Genomic DNA, 17,199 nt, shown 5'->3' on the forward strand with positions numbered 1-17,199 from the left:
GGGGGACCCGCCCACCCTACGGCTCGATCGGGAATGTGTCTGGCATACCGGTAGGGTGGGCGGGTTCCCCGCCCACGCGTCGATAGGTAGTGCTTGAACGAGCGCCTGACGTTCCGGCGGACGTAAAAAAAAACCTGCGGGCCTTGCGGCGCGCAGGTTTTTGGTGAAGCGAAAAACGCTTACAGCACGTCGCTCGCGTGATCCGCCAGGCGCGAACGCTCGCCGCGGGCCAGCGTCACGTGGCCGCTGTGGCTCCAGCCCTTGAAGCGGTCGACCACATAGGTCAGGCCGCTCGAACCTTCGGTGAGGTAAGGCGTATCGATCTGCGCGATGTTACCCAGGCACAGGATCTTGGTGCCGGGACCGGCGCGCGTGACCAGGGTCTTGACCTGTTTCGGCGTCAGGTTCTGCGCCTCGTCGATGATCAGGAACTTGTTCACGAAGGTGCGGCCGCGCATGAAGTTGAGCGACTTGATCTTGATGCGCGAGCGGATCAGGTCCTGCGTGGCAGCGCGGCCCCAGTCGCCGGCGTCGGAATCGGACTTGTTCAGCACTTCGAGGTTGTCGTCGAAGGCGCCCATCCATGGCGACATCTTCTCTTCCTCGGTACCCGGCAGGAAGCCGATGTCTTCGCCGACCGGCACCGTCACGCGGGTGACGATGATTTCGTTGTAGAGCTTCGTTTCCAGCACCTGCGCCAGGCCCGCCGCCAACGCCAGCAGGGTCTTGCCCGTACCGGCCTGGCCGAGCAGGGTGACGAAATCGCATTCCGGGTCCATCAACAGGTTCAGCGCGAAGTTCTGCTCGCGGTTGCGCGCGGTGATGCCCCAGACGCTGTTCTTGGTGTGGCTGTAGTCGCGCAGCACGCGCAGGACGGCGGTCTTGCCGTTGATTTCCTTAACCTGCGCATACATCGGCGCTTCGCCGCCGGAAGGCTCGAGGAAGACGAACTGGTTGGTCAGGAGGCTGGGAATGAAGGGGCCGTTCACGCGATAGAACGTCGCGTTGTTGCCGTTCTTGTTTTCCTGCCAGGACTCCATGTTCTTGCTGTGCTTGTCCCAGAAATCGTCCGGCAGCTGGACGATGCCCGAGTACAGCAGGTCGGTGTCTTCCAGCACGTGGTCGTTGAAATAATCCTCGGCCGGCAGGGCCAGCGCGCGCGCCTTGATGCGCATGTTGATGTCTTTCGACACCAGCACGATGGCACGGTCCGGCTGTTCGGCGGCCAGCGCCTTGACGACGCCCAGGATCTGGTTGTCGGCCTTGCCGACCGGAAGGCCTTCGGGCAGCAGGGGGCCGCTGTGCAGCTTGGTCTGGAAGAACAGGCGGCCCTTCGCATCCTTGTTGCCGAGCTTGGACAGTTCGATGCCGGACTCGATGCCGTCGTCGTCGATGTCGGCGATCAGGGCGTCGAGCGTGCGCGAGACCTGGCGGGCGTTGCGCGCCACCTCGGACATGCCTTTCTTGTGGTCGTCGAGTTCTTCGAGCGTCATCATCGGCAGGTAGACGTCGTGTTCCTCGAAACGGAACAGGCTGCTTGGATCGTGCATCAGGACATTCGTGTCGAGCACGAACACCTTGGTCTTGCCCGACCGGTCGGCCTTGCGGCTGGTCGAGGACTTGACGTTGACTTCGACCGGCTTGTGCTTGGCCGGATGCGGCTCGGCGATGTCGGTGTCCTTGAGCTTGGAGACCGTGCCGGTGTCGGCACGGGCCGGCCAGGTGGCCGACTCGCCTTGCGTGGATGGAACGGCGGCCAGCGGTGCGTTCTTTTCCTTGCGCGCGCGGCTCGATTTGGAAGCAGGTACGGCTTTACCGCTGATCAGGTCTTCGACAGGATCGGCTTCCACCGGCGCTGCGGCAATGGCGCGCACGGGGGATTTGCCGGCTTCGGCTTTCGGGTATTCATTTACCGGCAACAGCGTGGCCGGTTTGCTGGGCATTTTTGGTAGTGGCATCAGGTTCTCAATCTAAAAAAGTGGAGGACGCCTCGCGCCAGCGCGTCGTGCGACGCGCTGCCGGGCGGGATCGATGCAACTCGGGAGTAAAGCTGGAAACACGTTGGGGCGCAGGCCAGGGCTTGACGAGCCGGCGTGGCAGGCTGCGGGGTTGGAATGATGCTGAGATAAAAACGGTTGACTCAAAATGACGGGGTTCGTCCAGAAAGTTGAGCGATTAAGCCCGCCGTTTCAAGGCAGGCTCTTCACAAATTCGAGCACTTCATCGACGTGATCAGGAACCTTCACGCCACGCCATTCTTTCACCAATCGGCCGTGAGCGTCAACGACAAACGTACTGCGCTCGACCCCGCGCACTTGCTTTCCATACATCATTTTATTCTTCATCACACTGAACTGCTGGCACACCAGTTCGTCCGGGTCGGAGATCAGTTCGAAGGGCAGGCCGAGCTTGGACTTGAAACCCTCGTGCGAACGCAGCGAATCGCGGCTGATGCCATACACTTCGGCCCCGGCCGCCAGGAAAGCATCGTGCGCATCGCGAAACGCCAGGCTCTCGGTGGTGCAGCCCGGTGTGTTGTCTTTCGGGTAGAAATACAGCACCGTGTACTTGGCCGGACGCCCGCCGAGCTGGAAGGTCTGGTCGCCGGTCATGGCGGCGGAAAAGTTCTCTACGGTTGCTGCGCTGGGGCTGACGGCCACGGGGTTCTCCTGGTAGGGCAGGATCGGCCTCGTGCCATCCTGCATGGCGCTCATCATAATCGGGCTTCAAGACGGAGACCAGTCTAGCATGTCGATATGTCAATAGCCCATCCAATATGAGGGCTAAGTGCCACCATTCAATAGAGCAAGTTAGAGCGCCCAAGAAACCTGCCATGGCTGCGTTGCAGCGCCTCGCCGTACCTTCGTACTGTCTTCGCGGTCCGCCGATGCGGCACTGCGCCTTGCCCTGCCAGGTTTCTTGGGCGCTCTCAGACGCTCTCGATAATCAGCGCCAGCGTCACCTTGCGTCCTTCGCCCATCAAGACGTTATAGGTACGGCAGGCGGCCTGGCTGTCCATCGACTCGACGCCGGTGTGGCGCGCCGACAGGGCTTGGATCAGGCGCGGATGCACGAAGCGCTGGCGCTCGCCCGTGCCGAGGATGACGACATCCGGGGCGTCGAGCGCAATCTGCTCGAAGTGGGACGCCTCCAGGTCCTCGAAACGCTTGACCGGCCAGGCGCGCGGCGGGGCCTCCGGCATCACGATCAGGCTGTAGTCGAAACGCTGGGCGTTGATTTCCACGCCCGCGGCATCATAGCCGGTGACGGTCTGGTATTGTTGGGTGCTGTCGGAATGGAGCTTCATCGTAATAAACGCTGTCGGCGGGATGGGTTGCCATTGTAAGCTTTTCGTCACGTTTTCTGCAGCGCGCGCGCGGGGCGGGCCATAGGTTGCTTAAATCTGGCGCTTTCGGCAGAATGGTATTTTTCGCACTGCAACATGCGGGCAACGGCTAGTACCAAAAAGGTGACAATTTGCGACCGATTCTGAAATCGAACAAGCTCGACGACGTTTGCTACGAAATCCGCGGCCCGGCGCTGGAGCAGGCGCGCCAGATGGAAGACGACGGCCACAAGATCATCAAGCTCAATATCGGCAACCTCGCCGTATTCGGTTTCGATCCGCCCGATGAAATCATGCAGGACATGATCCGGAACATGCACGGCGCGGCCGGCTACACGGATTCGAAAGGCATGTTCGCCCCGCGCAAGGCGGTCATGCACTACACCCAGCAAAAGAAGATCGCCAATGTCGGCATCGACGATATTTATCTGGGCAATGGCGCCTCCGAACTGATCGTCATGTCGATGCAGGGCCTGCTCAATAACGGCGACGAAGTGCTGGTGCCGGCGCCGGATTATCCGCTGTGGACGGCGGCCGTGAGCCTGGCCGGCGGCGCGCCCGTGCATTACGTCTGCGACGAGCAGGCCGACTGGATGCCCGACATCGCCGACATGCGCAGGAAGATCACGCCGAACACGCGCGCGATCGTCGTCATCAACCCGAACAACCCGACCGGCGCGCTGTACCCGCGCGAAATCCTGCTCGAGATCGTCGAGCTGGCGCGCCAGCACAGCCTCATCATCTACGCCGACGAAATCTACGACAAGGTGCTTTACGACGGCCACCAGCACGATTCGATCGCCTCGCTGGCCGACGACGTGCTGTTCGTGACCCTGAACGGCCTGTCGAAGAATTACCGTTCCTGCGGCTACCGTGCCGGCTGGATGGTGGTCTCGGGCGAAAAGCGCCATGCGAAAGACTATATCGATGGCCTGAACATGCTGGCCTCGATGCGCCTGTGCGCGAATGCCCCGGGGCAGTTCGCGATCCAGACCGCGCTCGGCGGCTACCAGAGCATCAACGACCTGGTCGGCCCCGGCGGGCGCCTGCTCAGGCAGCGCGACCTCGCGCATAAATTACTGACCGATATTCCGGGTGTGACCTGCGTCAAGCCAAAAGCGGCCTTGTACATGTTCCCGCGCCTCGACCCGGCGATGTACCCGATCGCCGACGACCAGCAGTTCATCTGCCAGCTGCTGGGCGAGGAAAAAGTCTTGCTGGTGCAAGGCACGGGCTTCAACTGGAAGTCGCCAGACCACTTCCGGCTCGTGTTCCTGCCCAATTCCGACGACCTGACGGATGCCTGTGCACGCATCGCACGCTTCCTCGACGGTTACCGACGACGCCACGCGCGCTAATTCAATACGAATCGATCATGAAACCCATCAAAGTTGGCCTCCTCGGCATCGGCACCGTCGGTGCAGGCACCTTCAACGTGCTGCAACGTAACCAGGAAGATATCCGCCGCCGCGCCGGCCGCGGTATCGAGATCACCATGGTTGCCGCCCGCAACACCGAGCGTGCCGCACGCCTGACCAATGGCAGCTGCCAGATCGTCGACGATCCTTTCCTGGTGGTCGACAGCCCGGACGTCGACATCGTCGTCGAACTGATCGGCGGCTACGAATTGCCACGCGAACTGGTGCTGCGGGCAATTGCCAACGGCAAGCACGTGGTCACGGCCAACAAGGCCTTGCTGGCCTTGCACGGCAACGAGATCTTCGCCGCGGCGCAGGACAAGGGCGTGATGGTGGCCTTCGAGGCGGCCGTCGCCGGCGGCGTGCCGATCATCAAGGCGCTGCGCGAAGGGCTGACGGCCAACCGCATCGAATCGGTGGCCGGCATCATCAACGGCACCACCAATTTCATCCTGTCCGAGATGCGCGACAAGGGCCTGGATTTCGCCACCGTGCTCAAGCAGGCGCAGGAACTCGGCTATGCCGAAGCCGACCCTACCTTCGACATCGAAGGCGTCGACGCGGCCCATAAACTGACCATCATGTCGGCGATCGCCTTCGGCATCCCGGTACAGTTCGACAAGGCCCACGTCGAGGGCATCAGCGCGCTGCAGGCCGACGACATTCGCTACGCCGAACAGCTCGGCTACCGCATCAAGCTGCTCGGCATTACGCGCCGCGCCACGGTGGACGGCGTCGAAGGGATCGAGCTGCGCGTGCACCCGACCCTGATCCCGGCCGCGCGCCTGATCGCCAACGTCGAAGGCGCGATGAACGCGGTGCTGGTGGAAGCCGACGCGGTCGGTTCCACCCTGTACTACGGCAAGGGCGCCGGCTCGGAGCCGACCGCCTCGGCGGTGATCGCCGACCTGGTCGACGTGACGCGCCTGGCGACGGTGGACCCGTATTGCCGCGTGCCGCACCTTGCCTTCCAGCCGAACCAGATGACCGACGTGGCCATCCTGCCGATGTCGGACATCGTGACCAGCTACTACCTGCGCGTCTATGTGAACGACCAGCTCGGCGTGATGGCGGACCTGACCCGCATCCTGGCCGACGCCGGCATCTCGATCGACGCCGTGCTGCAAAAGGGCACCCGCGGCGACGCCCGGACCGACATCATCATGATCACCCACGAGACGCCCGAGAAGAAGGTCGACGCGGCGATCAAAAGCATCGAGGCGCTCGGTTCGGTCGTCGGGAAGGTGATCCGGATCCGCCTGGAAACGCTGAGCTAACAGGACCCGGCCGCCGAACCGCCCGGACAGGGCGGGCGGCTGCATTCGATCAGGAATTCAAGCGCGAATTCGTCGACCGTGGAGGCGGGCAGGTCGTCCTCGTCGAGCGAAGCGGTGGTGAGATCGAGCAAGGCTTGCTCGATGTCGTCATACGGTGCGTCAAGCGCGCCGTTCAGGATGGAGGGGAGCTTGGGCGAATTCATCCGAGCATTCTACTCACGCTGCGCTGCACAACAAGCAATCGAGACTACACGTTTGAGGGCCATCAATTGGGTTTCCTGCGCACACTCCACTTGCTTTCGCGAACAACGCCTGGCCTTGCGTTAAGTCATCTGCTTTTTTCGGTCTGTCGCGGCTCGCGGTACCGACAGTACTGCCGGGCTAGCATTCCAATTTAAAGATGACTTAAAGCAAGAAGAGATTGTAGCGCGCCCTTCCGTGTTGTAAATTACCTAACTCTCCACCAGGGCCTACCGCATGAGTCAGTCGAGTCAATTTTCCCTGCTGTCGCAACGCCGTTTCGCGCCGTTCTTCTGGACCCAGTTCCTCGGCGCCTTCAACGATAACCTGTTCAAGACTGCGCTGCTCGTCGCCCTGACCTATGACGCCCTGTCCTGGACCACGCTCGACCCAAGCCTGCTGAACAACCTGATTCCCGGCCTGTTCATCCTGCCCTATGTCGTCTTTTCGGCCACCGCCGGACAGATCGCCGACAAGGTGGAGAAGGGCAGGCTGGCGCGCTTCGTGAAATTGCTCGAAGTGGGCATCATGCTCATCGCCGGCATTGGCTGGATGACCCATACCCTGTGGCTCCTGATCACCGCCGTGGTCGGCATGGGCGTGCATTCGACCCTGTTCGGGCCGGTCAAATACGCCTACCTGCCGCAGCACCTGAAACAGGAAGAGCTGGTTGGCGGCAATGGCGTGGTCGAAATGGGTACTTTTGTGGGCATCCTGCTGGGCGAGGTGGTGGGCGCCTTGCTGGTGGCCCACAAACCCTTCGGTATCGAACTGGTCGCCGGCGCCAGCCTGTTGATGGCCTTGTTCGGTCTAGCCGCCAGCTGGCGCATCCCGCTGTCGCCGGCGCCGGTGCCGGAATTAAAAATCAACTACAACTTCGTCACTGAATCGGTACGCAACCTCAAATTCTCGAGCCAGAACCGCACCGTCTTCCTGTCGATGCTGGGCAATTCCTGGTTCTGGTTCTACGGCGCCTTGGTGCTGTCGCAATTCCCCGTGTATGCCAAGGATTACCTGCACGGCGACCACAGCGTCTTCGTGCTGCTCTTGACCGTGTTTTCGCTCGGCATCGGCGTCGGCTCGCTGCTGTGCGAGAAGCTCTCCGGCCGCAAGGTCGAGATCGGCCTGGTGCCCTTCGGTTCGATCGGCCTGTCCCTGTTCGGCATCGACCTGTATTTTGCGAGCATGGCCTATACCAACACGGCCACGGTCGATGCCTTCGCCCTGATGGCCCAGCCGGGCGCGCTGCGCATTCTCGCCGACCTGGTCTTGATCGGCATCTTCGGCGGCCTGTTCATCGTGCCGCTGTTCGCGCTGATCCAGACCCGCTGCGACCCGAAACACGTCTCGCGCACGATCGCCGGCATGAACATTTTGAACGCGCTGTTCATGGTGGCCGCGGCCGGGGTCGCCATCCTGCTGCTGGGGCAGGGCTTCTCGATTCCCGAGATGTTCCTCGTCACGGCCCTGCTCAATGCCGTGGTGGCGATCTACATCTTCTCGCTCGTGCCCGAATTCCTGATGCGCTTCCTGGCCTGGCTGCTGATCCACACCATCCACCGGGTGCATACCGAGGACGTGGAGCGCATTCCCCACGAAGGGCCGGCGGTGCTGGTGTGTAACCACGTCAGCTATGTCGATGCCCTCGTGATCGGCGCGGCCAGCCCGCGTCCGATCCGTTTCGTGATGGACCACCGCATCTTCGAGACGCCCTTCCTGGGCTGGATCTTCCGCGCGGCGAAAGCCATTCCGATCGCCCCGGCCAAGGAAGACCCGTTCATGATGGAACGCGCCTTCATCGACATCGCCGAGGCGCTGCACGAAGGCGACCTTGTCTGCATCTTCCCGGAAGGCAAGCTGACCTCGACCGGCGAAATGAGCGAGTTCCGCGGCGGCATCTCGAAAATCGTCGAGCGCAGCAAGGTGCCCGTGATCCCGATGGCCCTGCGCGGCCTCTGGGGCAGCGTGTTTACGCGCGATTCGGGCAACCTGTTCGAGCGTTCGTTCGCGCGCGGCTGGCGTTCGAAGCTGGCGCTGGCGGTCGGCGTGCCGGTGGCGCCGCAGGAGGCGACGCCGGAATACCTCTACGAGCTGGTCAGGGTATTGCGCGGGGAATGGAAGTAAGCCTGGCGCCCGGTTTGCGCTGCATCAGCGGGTGCTGGAAACTTGCTTTAGGCATCACAAAAACCTGAGAAAAATTTTTCGTCTCAGGTATAATTGCTGGCTAGTCGGGGCGTAGCGCAGCCTGGTAGCGTACGTGCATGGGGTGCACGGGGTCGGAGGTTCGAATCCTCTCGCCCCGACCAAGAGAATCAATCGGAAAGGCCAGTCTTCGGACTGGCCTTTTTCGTTTTCAGCCGCTTTTTCCGGAACAAACCTGTCGAGTTCGGGTCTTATCCGAGGTGTAGCTCAACCATAGGACAGGGCATGGCGATCTCGTACCGGCCAACCGTTTCGATGCTGGCCCTGGCGCTTGGCTGCCTGGCTGCCTGGCCCATTGCGGCAGCGGAACTTGCCCGGCCGCGCATCGGCCTCGTGCTCGGCGGCGGTGGCGCACGTGGTACCGCCCACGTCGGCGTGCTCGAGGTAATGGAGCAATTGCGGGTGCCGGTCGACTGCATCGCGGGCACCAGCATGGGGTCGCTGGTGGCCGGTGCCTATCTTAGCGGCGTCAGGCCAGGGCAGATGATGGAGCGCCTGGCCCAGGTCGACTGGTACGACCTGTTCCGCGACGATCCGGCCCGCGGCGAGACCAACTACCGCGAACGGCGCCTGGCGCAGAGCTATTATCCCGGCCTCGAAACAGGGCTCACGCGCGAGGGCATGCAGATGGCGCGCGGCGTCGTCGGTGGCCAGAAAATCAAGCTGTTCTTCAACACCCTGGTCGGTGCCGACCGCGCCGAGCGCACGATCGGGACCCTGCCGCTGCCGCTGGCGATCATCGCCACCGACATCGGCAGCGGCGAGCGGGTGGTCTTTCGCGACGGCGAGCTGGCCCTGGCAATGCGCGCGAGCATGAGTGTGCCCGCGGTGCTCACGCCCGTGCCCTACCAGGGGCGCTACCTGGTCGACGGCGGCCTGGTCGACAATTTGCCGGTGGCGGAGGCGCGCGCACTGTGCAAGGCCGATATCGTCATCGCGGTCGATGTCGGCTCGCCGCTGCGTAGTCCCGAGGAGGTCGATTCCCTGCGCAGCGTCGCTGGCCAGATGGTCAGCATCCTGACCGAACAGAATGCCATTGCCTCGCGCGCCCTGATCCGGCCCGGCGACATCTACATGCGTCCCGACCTGACCGGCATCACCGCGGCCGATTTCGACAAATTCCGCGAGGGCGCCGCGCGCGGCCGCGCCGCGGCGCTGGCGCAAAGCGAGGCGCTGCGGCGCCTGGCCATCCCGCAGGAGCAATACGCGGCCTGGGCCGGGAAGCTGCAAGGCCCGTTGCCGCCGCCGCCGCGCATCGACGCCGTCCAGATTGCCGGCCTGCGCACGGTCAATCCCGCACTGGTGCGCAAGCACCTCGACGTCCAGCCTGGTCAGCCGCTCGACACCGCGCGCCTCGAAGCGGGCCTGGCGCGCGTGTATGGCGAAGGCGACTTCGAGAGCGTCGACTACGCCTTGCTCGGCACGCGAGAGCGCCGCATTTTGCAAGTCACCCCCACCGAAAAGCGCTGGGGGCCGAATTACCTGCGCTTCGGCGTCGAGCTCGAAGGGTCGAACAATGAAAACAGCCATGCGCTGCGTGCGGCCTATCATCGCAAGTGGGTCAATTCCCTCGGCGGCGAATGGCTGTCCGGCGGCCAGTTCGGCGAGCGCTCGACCCTGTTCACTCAGTTCTACCAGCCGCTGGATGCGCGCCAGCGGTTTTTCGTGCAGCCAACGCTGGGCGTGGTGCGGGACAGCCTGAACGCCTACCAGGACGACCAGCGTATTGCCCAGTATCGCCTGCGCAGCCGCGACGCCAATCTCGGCGTCGGTGCCAACGCCGGCACCCTGGGCCAGGTGCGCCTCGAGTACACGCTGCGCAAGCGCGATGCGTCGCTCGAGACCGGCGCGCCGACCTTGCCCACCGGCGAGTCGCTGTTGCGGGGCTTTCAGCTGGCGCTTGATTTCGACCAGTTCGACCGCGCCTTCTTTCCGACCAGTGGCTGGCTGGCCCGCGCTACCTGGTTTCGGGAAAAAGATGGCAGCTACAGCCGCCTGGCGGCGGAACTGCGTGCGGCCCGTACCTGGAACGATTACGTGATCAACGCACGCCTGAGCCACACCGGCTCCACGAGCGGGCGCTTGCCGCTGGCCAACGCCGCCGCGCTGGGCGGCTTCCTCAACCTGTCGGGCTATGTGCGCAACCAGATCCTGGCCGACGACGTCCGTTATGCCAGCCTGCGCGGCGAGAAGATCATCGGCAAGATGCCGCTCGGTCTACGGGGCGACCTGCGCCTTGGCGTGGCACTCGAGGCGGGAGATGCGCGCAACCGGTTTACCGAGACGCAGGACCGGGGCTGGCAGCAGGCGGCGGCGGTCTACTTTGGCGGAGAGACCCCGGTCGGTCCGCTGTTTCTCGGCTATGGCTATGCGCGCGGCGGACATTCGTCCTTCTATCTGTTCATCGGCTTGCCTTGAACTTCGGTCTGCCGCAGCAGGCCGCGCACGGCGTCAAACACGGGGGCTAGTGCCAACTTGCCGACAGGAGGGTCGGCAAGGCCCACCATGCGCGCGCTCACCCGCCAGGGCGTGTGCTGCGGGTGCGTCAGCGCGTGCACGAGGACGGCCGGGGTGCCGACCGCCGCTGCCAGGCAGCTTGTCTCGGCGCTGGTGCTGATGAGCGCCGAGGCCTGCGCCAGCAGGGCGCCCTGTTCGCCGATGCCCAGCTCGCCGGCCAACGACGCGATACGCATGCCTGACGCGCTGCCGATGGCATCGATCAGCGCCTTTTCGTGCACGCCGCCGGTCAGCAACAGCGGGCAGCCGATATTCTCCTGCAGCGCACGCAGGAGATCGCACCAGGCCTGCTGGGGATAGCGCCTGGCCATGGCGCCGGCGCCGGGATGCACGGCCAGCCAGCGACGTGCCGGATCGATGCCGGCGGCGTGCAGGCGCGCACCCACGGCCGCCATGTCACGGGGACTGGGCAGGAATGCGAGACGCTCGTCGGCGATGTGCGCGCCGAGGCGGCCTGCCAGGTCGAGCTGGCGCTGCACCGGATGGCGCAGCATGGCGCCCGGCTCGGGATCGGCGACCGGGTGCGTCAGCAGCTGGCAGGGCCGTTCATTGCACCAGGCGGCGCGCAAGGGGATGCCTGCCAGCCGGCACAGCAGGGCGGCGGGCAGGGCGCTCTCGCCAGGGCGCGTGAAGATCACGGCGCCGTCGAAAGCGTGCACTGCCAGCGTGGCGATCCAGTCGAGGTGGGCTGCCGACGCCGTGCTGTCCAGCCAGGGCGCCACGTAGGCGAGCACGGCATCGGCGTCCGGCAGATACGGGCCGAGCGCTGCACCGGCAGGCGAAGCGAGCAGGGTCACCCGGCGCCCGGGACACTGGGCGCGCAGCGCGCGCAGTGCCGGCGTACAGGCAAGCACGTCGCCAATGGCGCCGAACTGCACGCACAGCAGGCTGGCGGCGCCGTTCCACTCATTCATCATGGTCATGGTGCCCGGCAATCAGGACGGCCGCCGCATACAGGTCGGGCGCCATCCGGGTGGGGACACGGCGCGGGCCCAGGCGCCATTCCGCCTCGACGCCATTGTCGAGCAACACGGTGCGGCAGCCGGTGCGGTTGCCGGCTTCGACATCGTCCAGGAGATTGCCGATCATCCAGGAGGCGCGCAGGTCGATGCCATGTTCGGCCGACGCCTGGAGCAGCAGGCCGGGCAGCGGTTTGCGGCAGTGGCAGGTAATGGCGTAGGGGGCGACGCTGCCGAGCGGATCGTGGGGGCAATAATAAAAGCCGTCGAGGCTGAGGTTTTCGCGAAACAGCAGGTCGGTCAGGCGGTCGCCCACCGGGCCCATGGCGTCCTCCAGGAAGCGGCCCTGGGCCACGCCGGGCTGGTTGCAGACGACGAAAAAGCGGTAGTCGAGCCGTGCCAGCAGGCGCAGGGCAGGGCCGGCGCCGCTGCTGAGGCGGATACGGCGCGGGTCGATGCACTGCTGCGGTTCTAGCGGCAGCCTGTCGACCAGCGCGCCGTCCTTGTCGAGAAAAATCGCTTTCATTCCTGGATCACCATGCGCTAGAAAGGGATGAAGCCGGACGCGATGCCGGGCCGGGTTTCGTCGAGCACCGTGGCATACACGGCGCTGGCCTGTTGGGCGACGGCGCGCCAGGTGTAGTGGCGCCAGGCCTGCAACAGGCCTTCCTCGCCCATGCGCCGCGCCAGCGCCGGGTCGGCATGGAGCAGGGCCAGGCGCGCCGCCAGCGCCCGCGGGTCGCGCGAGGGGATCAGGAAGCCGGTGAGGCCGTCCACCACCGTGCTTGTGATGCCGCCCACTTCCGACCCGATGACGGGGCGGGCGCAGGCCATCGCCTCGACCGGGGTGATGCCGAAAGGCGCGTACCAGGGCGTGGTGACGAACACGTCGGCGGCGCCGTACCACAGGCGCAAGGCGCTGCGCGGCACCTGCCCGGCGAAGCGCACCTGTTCGCCGACGCCGAGCTGGCCGGCCAAGGCGCGCAGGCGCGCTGCTTCCACGCCGCCGCCGGCGCCAGCGACCACCAGCTGCGCATCGATCCCGTGCCGCTCGCGCAGCAGCGCCAGGCCCTGGATGACGGTGTCGACGCCCTTGTGCGGCGCCAGGCTTCCCAGCTGCAGCACGGTGAAGCGCGCCAAGGCCAGGCCCAGCTGCGCGCGTGCCGCGGCGCGCGGCAAGGGCCAGAATTCGTTCGGGTCGAAGCCGCGCGGCGCGACCGTGATGCGCTGCGGCGCCGCCCCGTACAGCTGTTCCATGTCGAGCCGGTCTTGCGCGCATGCGGCAATGATGTGGCCGGCCTGGCGCATCAGCTCCGCCTCGATGCGGACCTGCTCGGGCGGGAAGGCGTCGGGCGGGCCCTGGGCCAGGCGGCGCGCGTCGCCGAGGGCGTGGAAGCTGATGACGAAGGGGAGGCCGAGTGCCAGCTTGAGCTCCTGGGCGACCATGCCCGACATCCAGCAATTGGCGTGGACGATGTCGTAGGGCGCCGCCTGGCGCCGCGCAAAGTGCGTCACGAAGCGGGCGAACCGGGGCATGCAGGGCAGCAGCAGCTCCTTCGGCACGGGGCGAGCGGGACCGGCCGGCACGTGGATGAGGCGCAGCTTCTCCCCCAGCTGCACGACCGGTTTTTGCCCTGGCCCGTCGCGCCGCGTGAAGATGTCGACGTGCACCCCCGCCAGCGCCAGTTCGCGCGCCAGGCTGGCGGCATGCAGGTCCTGGCCGCCCTCGCCGGCGCCCGGCGCCGCGTGCTCGCTGATGAGGGCCAGGTGGCCAGCGCAGCTGCTTGGCGGCGCGCGCAGCAGCGCTTCGTTCAGTCGCATGGCGGCCTTAAGTGAAACGGACGCGGTAGCGGATCGCCCCGGCCAGGCGCCAGAACACGGCCAGCGGCGGGATCAGGGCCGAGGTGACGACGATGTCGGCCACCTGCGCCGCGCTGTGCGCAATGCCGCGCAGGCGCTGCCGGCACAGCCGCGCCGTGAGCGCCACCCAGCCCAGGCCCGCGAGCAGGGCGCCGGCGCTGCTGCCGGCGGCGAGGAAACCCAGTGCGGCCAGCAGCGCGCCGACCGCAAGGTAGTAATCCCAGGGCGGCGCGGCGGCGATGCGTTCGCGGTAGAGCTGCGGATGCTTCTTGTAGAGCAGGGCGTCGAAGATGCCCGCGCGCGTGCGGCGCAGGCTGGCGCCCCAGGGCGCCTGCTGCAGCGGCAGCACCACCAGCGCCTCGGGTGCGCGGGCAATGCGCGCGTCGAGCGCGAGCAGGCGGAAATACAGGTCGGCGTCGCAATGGCCGGCTTGTTCGAAGCGTTCGTCGAAGCCCTCGAGCCGCTCGAGCAGGCTGCGCCGGCAAAAGCAGTTGGCAATGCTAAATTGTTCGTCCGGCTCGTCGCGGTTGGCATGCCCGGCTTCGGCAAGGCGCGCCGGCAGGCGCAGGTCGAGCCGCCCGCACAGCACGTCGACGTCGTCGCCGAAGGCGGCCAGTCCCTGCGCCAGCCAGGTGGGCGCGGGCACCGCGTCTTCATCGGTGAAGGCGAGGAGAGGGGCCTGGGCGCTGCGCCAGCCAAGGTTGCGCGCGGCGGCCGGGCCGTGCCGGTTTGAATTCGGGAGGTAGACCAGGCGCGGGCCGCGTTCGAGGGTACGGGCGCGCCAGCCGGCCACCAGGTGCAGGGTGTTGTGGTTGGGTTCGTCGTCGACGACGATGACTTCGTAGGACGCGCCGGGCAGGGTCTGGCGCGTGAGCGCGTCGAGGCAGCGGTCGAGCAAATCCATTCGCCCGCTGGTCGGCACCACGACCGAGATTCCGATCGTGCCGCTGGCTGTCCTTGGCGTCATACCTCGCATGCTGCTCTCCGGTAAATGAACGGGGGCGTTTACTTGATGCGAGTGGTTCGATTGCACGACGAGCCGCGGAGTTCCGTGCCTGTCGCGGGCGCTGAATCTGGATCAAGTGATGACGCCGCTTATGCGGTATTTGGCGAGCAAGGGAGCTGAACTGTTGCCCGACAGGCGCAGGATTGGTCCTACACGGTCTGCTCGCGGCAAGGGCGGTCAAAATGTTGTAGGGACGAAAAAAAGCCCGCGCGCGGCGGGCATGATGTGCGCTCGGCGGCGCTTGCACGCCGCCGAGCTTGGGTCAGAAAAATCCGATCACCCGCGCGAAAAGCCGGTGTCGTCGTCCATCTTGCGGTCGCCCGCCAATTTGTTCGCGCCGGCCGGGCTCTTCGGATAGCCGCCGGCGGCATCGTTCGATTCGTGCACGCGGTCCGGATCCTGTTGCATGCTGCCGCCCGGCTTCCAGCCCGGATTGTCGCCGCGCGGTCCCGAGTTGCCGGGGCTGCGCGGCAGGCCGCCCATGGTGTCGTTCGACTCGTGCATCTGCGCATTGCCTTCGCTGCCGGCTGCGCCCGTTTGCGAGCCGGCGCGGTCGGTGCTTTGCTGCGCGTCGCCTGCCGGGTTGGTTTGGGTACGTCCGGACGGCGTGTCCTGGCTCGACTGCATCGATTGCCCCACGCCGTGGTGGTGGCCGAGCGAGCCGCCCTGCAGCTCGGGTTGGCGCGGATCCTGCGGATTCATGCCCTGGGCCGCCTGCATGCTGCCGGCGTGCTCGCCATGCTGCAGGAGCGAGGTGCCGCTGTCGCGCGCACGGCGCCCCACCGGCAGCTCGAGTTCGCCATAGGCCTCGGAGTGCTGCTCCATCTGGCGCTGGTGGCTGTCGGTGATGCCCTGTTGCGGGCCGCTGCCACCGCTCTGCTGGGTCTGCATCGAGCCGCCCGGCAAGTCCCAGCGGCTGCTGTCCTCGGCAAACTGTCCCGGTCCCATGCCGCTTTGCGGGTTGTCCATCTGGTCCACGCCCTGGTGGCCTCCCTGCTGCAGCGAGGCGCCGTTCGGGTAGGTATGGTCGAGCGGCGCGTCGGGCGCGGTCTTGCCTTTGGCGTTTTCATTCCATTTTTCGTTGTCGCCGTTGTTCGTCTGGTTGTTCATTTCGCTGCGTTGATTCGCATCCATGTCATTTCCTTTCAAAAACGTTTTGCGCGCGGGACGGGGCCGGAAACTGCCCGTCGGCGCCGCCTGATCCTGCCATGATGCGCCCGTCCGCCTAGGTCCAGTATAGGAAGACGCAGCGGTAGTGTGTAGGACAACTACTGATGGGAATAGTGATCAAAAGAACCCTATTGCGTAAGTGCATTTTCTGTCGCGTGTTGTCCTACAAAGTCATCTGAAAATGTCCTATACCCTCATCTAATTCGCATGCCTACTATGAGTTGACGTTCGCTCATCTGCGTTATAGCAAAGAGTGGAGGCCAGGCCTGCCGCAGGACGCGGCGGTTTTATAAGTGAACAGGGAGAAAACGATCATGGCTTCGAGTAATCAGGGTAACAAACAGGGCGGTAACCAGTCCAACAGCCAAAGCGCCGGCGGCACCCGTAACCGCGGTTTCGCGTCGATGGATCCACAGCGCCAGCGCGAAATTGCCAGCCAGGGTGGCAAGGCAGCGCACCAGAAAGGTACTGCGCACGAATTCACCTCCGAGGAAGCACGCCGCGCCGGCAGCATGAGCCACGGTAACCGTCAATCGGCCAGCGCCGGTTCGGGCAGCGCCTCGCGCAGCTCGTCCAAGAGCGGCAGCCGCGGTTCGAAAGAGTAAGACAGGCCAGGCGGCCTTGCCGCCGGCCTTTACCGCCGGCGCGGGCCGCAGCAGGAACATCCACGGGGAGCGATTGCTCCCCGTTTTCATGCCAAGAACCTATCTCAGTGCCGCCCGGATGGGGTAGAATCGCTGCGCCTTTTTAAACAAACTCCTGAGGAACATCGTGGTGAAAGAAGCGGTCATTCGTCAAGTAAAAAGCATGTCCATGTCGTGCGATCGCGTCGGCAATTCGCTGCTCGCCAAGTTTTCGGCAGAAGGCGCCGCCGATGTCTGCCTGCACATCCCGGCCTCCATCGTGTTCTGGCTGCTCAAGCACATGCCGGTCAACCAGGATCCGTCCCTGCAGCCGCCGCCGGCGCCGCCCCTGCTCACCCAGCAGGACTGGGCGAACCCGAACAACCCGCGCGCGCTGAGCCTGAGTTGCCGCGAACTGCCGGGCAAGCTGCGCATGCAGTTCAACCTCGACCGTACGCCGAACCTGGTGCTGGTGCTCGACCGCAGCAACGTCGAGCTGATGCGCCAGATCATGGCCCTGTACAGCCGCGAGCTGATCGATCTCGACGCGTAAAAGCGTCGCTTCGACGCCCTGGCCTGCT

General features: G+C 65.1%; 15 protein-coding genes and 1 tRNA gene. 7 read left to right on the top strand and 9 right to left on the bottom strand.

Going from position 1 to position 17,199, the window contains the following annotated elements:
- Nucleotides 1-179: 179 nt before the first annotated feature.
- The 3 genes from NMB41_RS07635 to NMB41_RS07645 form a co-directional block, all read right to left on the bottom strand.
- Nucleotides 180-1,958 (bottom strand): PhoH family protein, encoded by a 1,779-nt coding sequence (locus NMB41_RS07635; protein ID WP_494381871.1) that lies wholly within the window; start codon nt 1,956-1,958, stop codon nt 180-182.
- A 231-nt stretch (nt 1,959-2,189) separates the two neighbouring features.
- Nucleotides 2,190-2,612 (bottom strand): peroxiredoxin, encoded by a 423-nt coding sequence (locus tag NMB41_RS07640; RefSeq protein WP_494382808.1) that lies wholly within the window; start codon nt 2,610-2,612, stop codon nt 2,190-2,192.
- 317 nt (nt 2,613-2,929) lie between these two features.
- Complete coding sequence (locus NMB41_RS07645; RefSeq protein ID WP_494381872.1) at nt 2,930-3,307, bottom strand: Mth938-like domain-containing protein; 378 nt, start codon at nt 3,305-3,307, stop codon at nt 2,930-2,932.
- Between the two features lie 170 nt (nt 3,308-3,477).
- Here NMB41_RS07645 and NMB41_RS07650 point away from each other — a divergent pair, with 170 nt between their 5' ends.
- Nucleotides 3,478-4,704 carry a pyridoxal phosphate-dependent aminotransferase gene (locus tag NMB41_RS07650; protein WP_494381873.1) on the top strand — a complete coding sequence of 409 codons (1,227 nt, stop codon included), beginning with the start codon at nt 3,478-3,480 and terminating at the stop codon, nt 4,702-4,704.
- Nucleotides 4,705-4,721: 17 nt separating this feature from the next.
- On the top strand, nt 4,722-6,041 hold the full coding sequence (locus NMB41_RS07655) for a homoserine dehydrogenase (protein WP_494381874.1): 1,320 nt from the start codon (nt 4,722-4,724) through the stop codon (nt 6,039-6,041).
- On the opposite strand, the gene NMB41_RS07660 is transcribed toward NMB41_RS07655, so the two are convergent.
- On the bottom strand, nt 6,038-6,244 hold the full coding sequence (locus NMB41_RS07660; RefSeq protein ID WP_494381875.1) for a hypothetical protein: 207 nt from the start codon (nt 6,242-6,244) through the stop codon (nt 6,038-6,040). The genes NMB41_RS07655 and NMB41_RS07660 overlap by 4 nt on opposite strands.
- 274 nt (nt 6,245-6,518) lie before the next feature.
- On the opposite strand from NMB41_RS07660, the gene NMB41_RS07665 reads away from it, so the two are divergent.
- From NMB41_RS07665 to NMB41_RS07675, 3 genes are all read left to right on the top strand, one after another.
- A complete protein-coding gene (locus NMB41_RS07665; RefSeq protein WP_494381876.1) occupies nt 6,519-8,405 on the top strand; it encodes an MFS transporter in 1,887 nt (628 codons plus the stop codon).
- A 105-nt stretch (nt 8,406-8,510) separates the two neighbouring features.
- Nucleotides 8,511-8,587, top strand: a tRNA-Pro gene (locus NMB41_RS07670).
- A gap of 121 nt (nt 8,588-8,708) precedes the next feature.
- Nucleotides 8,709-10,901, top strand: coding sequence for a patatin-like phospholipase family protein (locus NMB41_RS07675; RefSeq protein WP_494381877.1), 2,193 nt, complete (start codon nt 8,709-8,711; stop codon nt 10,899-10,901).
- On the opposite strand, the gene NMB41_RS07680 is transcribed toward NMB41_RS07675, so the two are convergent.
- The 5 genes from NMB41_RS07680 to NMB41_RS07700 all read right to left on the bottom strand — a co-directional run bounded on the left by NMB41_RS07680 (nt 10,877) and on the right by NMB41_RS07700 (nt 15,959).
- Nucleotides 10,877-11,923 (bottom strand): glycosyltransferase family 9 protein, encoded by a 1,047-nt coding sequence (locus tag NMB41_RS07680; RefSeq protein WP_494381878.1) that lies wholly within the window; start codon nt 11,921-11,923, stop codon nt 10,877-10,879. The two genes, NMB41_RS07675 and NMB41_RS07680, sit on opposite strands and share 25 nt — an antisense overlap.
- A complete protein-coding gene (locus NMB41_RS07685; protein ID WP_494381879.1) occupies nt 11,907-12,485 on the bottom strand; it encodes a D-glycero-alpha-D-manno-heptose-1,7-bisphosphate 7-phosphatase in 579 nt (192 codons plus the stop codon). Before NMB41_RS07685 ends, NMB41_RS07680 begins: the two co-directional genes overlap by 17 nt.
- Nucleotides 12,486-12,502: 17 nt before the next feature.
- Nucleotides 12,503-13,780 carry a glycosyltransferase gene (locus NMB41_RS07690; protein ID WP_494381880.1) on the bottom strand — a complete coding sequence of 426 codons (1,278 nt, stop codon included), beginning with the start codon at nt 13,778-13,780 and terminating at the stop codon, nt 12,503-12,505.
- 7 nt (nt 13,781-13,787) lie between these two features.
- Nucleotides 13,788-14,786, bottom strand: a complete 999-nt coding sequence (locus NMB41_RS07695; RefSeq protein ID WP_494381881.1) for a glycosyltransferase family 2 protein — start codon at nt 14,784-14,786, stop codon at nt 13,788-13,790.
- A gap of 315 nt (nt 14,787-15,101) precedes the next feature.
- Nucleotides 15,102-15,959 carry a hypothetical protein gene (locus NMB41_RS07700; RefSeq protein ID WP_494381882.1) on the bottom strand — a complete coding sequence of 286 codons (858 nt, stop codon included), beginning with the start codon at nt 15,957-15,959 and terminating at the stop codon, nt 15,102-15,104.
- 350 nt (nt 15,960-16,309) lie between these two features.
- On the opposite strand from NMB41_RS07700, the gene NMB41_RS07705 reads away from it, so the two are divergent.
- Both NMB41_RS07705 and NMB41_RS07710 read left to right on the top strand, forming a co-directional pair.
- Nucleotides 16,310-16,600 carry a KGG domain-containing protein gene (locus tag NMB41_RS07705; RefSeq protein WP_494381883.1) on the top strand — a complete coding sequence of 97 codons (291 nt, stop codon included), beginning with the start codon at nt 16,310-16,312 and terminating at the stop codon, nt 16,598-16,600.
- A 202-nt stretch (nt 16,601-16,802) separates the two neighbouring features.
- A complete protein-coding gene (locus NMB41_RS07710; protein WP_494381884.1) occupies nt 16,803-17,171 on the top strand; it encodes a hypothetical protein in 369 nt (122 codons plus the stop codon).
- Nucleotides 17,172-17,199 lie beyond the last annotated feature (28 nt).

Source organism: Massilia sp. FBCC-B171 (assembly GCF_059134155.1).